Source organism: Novosphingobium sp. 11B (assembly GCF_054589055.1).
Window position 1 is genome coordinate 1 of sequence record NZ_BAAILP010000195.1, and the last position, 2,749, is coordinate 2,749.

At 66.5% G+C, this 2,749-nt stretch carries 3 protein-coding genes; 2 read left to right on the plus strand and 1 reads right to left on the minus strand.

Annotated features, from left to right (window positions below):
• Window positions 1–115: 115 nt before the first annotated feature.
• Complete coding sequence (locus ACYPYD_RS17615) at window positions 116–1,417, minus strand: sensor histidine kinase (protein WP_459664498.1); 1,302 nt, start codon at window positions 1,415–1,417, stop codon at window positions 116–118.
• A gap of 286 nt (window positions 1,418–1,703) precedes the next feature.
• Here ACYPYD_RS17615 and ACYPYD_RS17620 point away from each other — a divergent pair, with 286 nt between their 5' ends.
• Entirely contained in the window at window positions 1,704–2,339 is a 636-nt protein-coding gene (locus tag ACYPYD_RS17620; protein ID WP_211150114.1) for a Dabb family protein, read from the plus strand.
• Window positions 2,340–2,355: 16 nt separating this feature from the next.
• Window positions 2,356–2,658: a putative quinol monooxygenase gene (locus ACYPYD_RS17625; RefSeq protein ID WP_285017847.1), complete on the plus strand. Its 303-nt coding sequence runs from the start codon at window positions 2,356–2,358 to the stop codon at window positions 2,656–2,658.
• Window positions 2,659–2,749: the final 91 nt, after the last annotated feature.

Genomic DNA, 2,749 nt, shown 5'->3' on the forward strand with positions numbered 1-2,749 from the left:
ACTTGATCCGGGACCGCTGGCCTTGAACAGTCCACCTTTCGATGAGCGCAGACCAGCAAGGTCGCATCTAAAGACCGCCAGCGGTCCCGGATCAAGTCCGGGACGACGATCTTCTTCAACCCATTGGCGGCTGGGGCACGTCCAGGCGCGCGATCAGGCCGCCTTCGGGCGCGGCGGCGAAGGAGAGCTGGCCGTCGAAGCGCGCCATCAGCCGGTGCGCGGTCGGGATGCCGAGGCCGAAGCCCTTGGTGTCCCGCGCCCGCGCCGCGTCGAGGCGGAAGAACGGGTCGAGGATCGCCTCGAAATAGGCGGAAGGGATGCCCGGCCCGGAATCGGCGATCTCGATGCGCCAGTGCCCTTCGTGGCGGATCACCGCGACCTGAGCCTCGCCGCCGAACTGGATGGCGTTCTCCACCAGCGCCGCCAGCGCCAGTTCCACCGGCTCGCGGAAGGTCCGGGCGAGGGTGGGGACGGAGGCGTCGAAGCGGGCGCGCGTCCCGTAAGGATGCAGCACGTGCGCAACCACTTCGGTGAGGTCCAGCGTCTCGGGCTCGGCGTCGAGATGCTGCGCGCGCAGGAAGCGCTGCAGCGAGGCGAGCAGGGCCTCCATCTCGTCCACGCTGGCAAGGATCACCCCGCCCAGTTCGGCATCGTCGATGAGTTCCGCCGCGACCTTCTGGCGCGAGAGCGGCGTGCGCAAGTCGTGGCTGATCGCCTCGAACGACCTGGCCTGATCCTGCAGCAGCCGCGCGATGCGCTCCTGCATGAGGTTCATGGAGTGCGCGAGCTGGCGCAAGTCCGGGGTGCCACCCTCGGCGATGACCACTTGCCGGCCCCGACCGATGGCGTCGGCGGCATCGCTCATGCGGCGCAGCGGGCGGGTCAGCACGTGCAGCGCGGCGAGGCCGATGGCGAGAAAGGCCACCGTCGTCGCAAGCGTCAGCACCGTCGCCCGCAGTGCTACCGGCCACATCGCGTTGATATCGCGCGAGCGGAAGTTGAGCCAGTGCCCGTCCGTCAGCCGGATCGCGCCGACGAGATCGCACTTGCCTCCCGGCGGTCCCTGCATGGCCAGCCGCAGCGAGCGCCCGCCGAGCGAAGGCTCCCACTCGATGATGCGCCGCTCGATGCGGATGAGGGATTCGTCGGTCGTGGCGGTCGCCACGCTGGGCGTATTGCCGACGGCGGCGGCGAGGTGACGCGTGCTCATGGTCGGCGCGGTCAAGCGTGGATCGGCGGAGTGGATGCGGTCGCTGACGACGAGCAGTTCGCCGATGCGGCGCGCGTGGTCCTCGTTCAGCGTCTGCCGGTCGATCGACTGGTAGAACACGAGGCTGGCAGCCAGTTGCAGCACGCCGAGCAGCATGAACACCAGTGCGACATAGACCGCGAAACGCGGCGCGAAGGGACGGGCCACCTCTTGATCCTCTCCTGCAGCATACCGCCCGGCCGCACGGTGCCGATATGCCTCTGCAGATTTTGCACACACCCGCCCGGCTCCCGCGTCAACTGGAGGAGGAGGTGTAGCAATGATTTGATACGCAATCGGCCTGATGCGCAACGATTCACCGCAGGTGCGGCGCGCTCCTGGGCACCTGTTTTATCTGACAGGCAGGGTCCGAAACCCGCCGCGCTAGTCTTCCTCCCGCAGCGCCGAGTCCCCGCGAACCAATCGCGGCGCGGGCGCAATAGGGGAGAGACCGATGATCCGTCACGTCGTGATGCTCAAGTTCAAGAAGGATGCCGATCCGGCCAAGATCGACCTCTTCATCGAGGAGGTGAAGAAATTGTCGCATCTCAACCGCGAGGTGCGTGACTACAGCCATGGCAAAGTCGTCCACACGCGGTTCCACTCGGGCGATTTCGACTTCGCCAACTGCTGCGACATCGACACCTACGAGGCGATGGAGCGCTACATGTCGCACTGGTCGCACTTGCGGATGACGCCGTTCCTGCCGGACATCCTCGAGAACATGATCTCGTTCGACTGGGAGATCGACTACCACGGACCCGAATTCGACGAGACGCTGGCCGCCGAGGAAGCCGAGCGCGAGAAGGCGCGCGTGCTCAAGGTGCACGAAGACCCGGCCAAGGCCTACGTCCCCGAAGTGCGCGGCCAGACGCGTGAGCGCGCGCGCGAGATGTGCGCGGCCGCCGGTGTCACGCTGTCGGAGGACGAGGAGGAGATCATCGGCTCGGTCTGGGCACCCAATCGGATCATGTTCGTCACTCCCGATGCCGGGACCGAAGTGCCGAAGGGCTCCGAAATCCGCATCGGCATCACCGGCGACTGGCTGACCGGCCCTGCCGTCCCCGGCGGCGATGCCCCCGCCTGGTAACGAGAGGAAGCCTCAAATGATCATTCTTGCCGGACACCTGAAGACCGCCCCCGATCTCGTCGAAGACCTTGCCGCGACTTTGCGCGGGCTGGTCGAGCCGACGCTGAAGGAGGACGGGTGCCTCAACTACCACTTCGCTATCGACGATCCGGCAGCAGGGACGGTGCTGGTCTTCGAACGCTGGCGTGACGAGGCTGCACTGGCCACGCACCTTGCGCAACCGGCAGTGACGGCCGTGCTCGGCGGCTGGGCCGAGCGCATCGACGTTTCCGGTGTGCGCAAGTTCGATGCGTTGAATGAGCGGGGGTTCATGGACTGACGGGGCGTCCCCTCGTTTCGTCATTGCGAGCACAGCGAAGCAATCCAGGGCAGCACTACGCCGCTCTGGATTGCTTCGCTGTGCTCGCAAT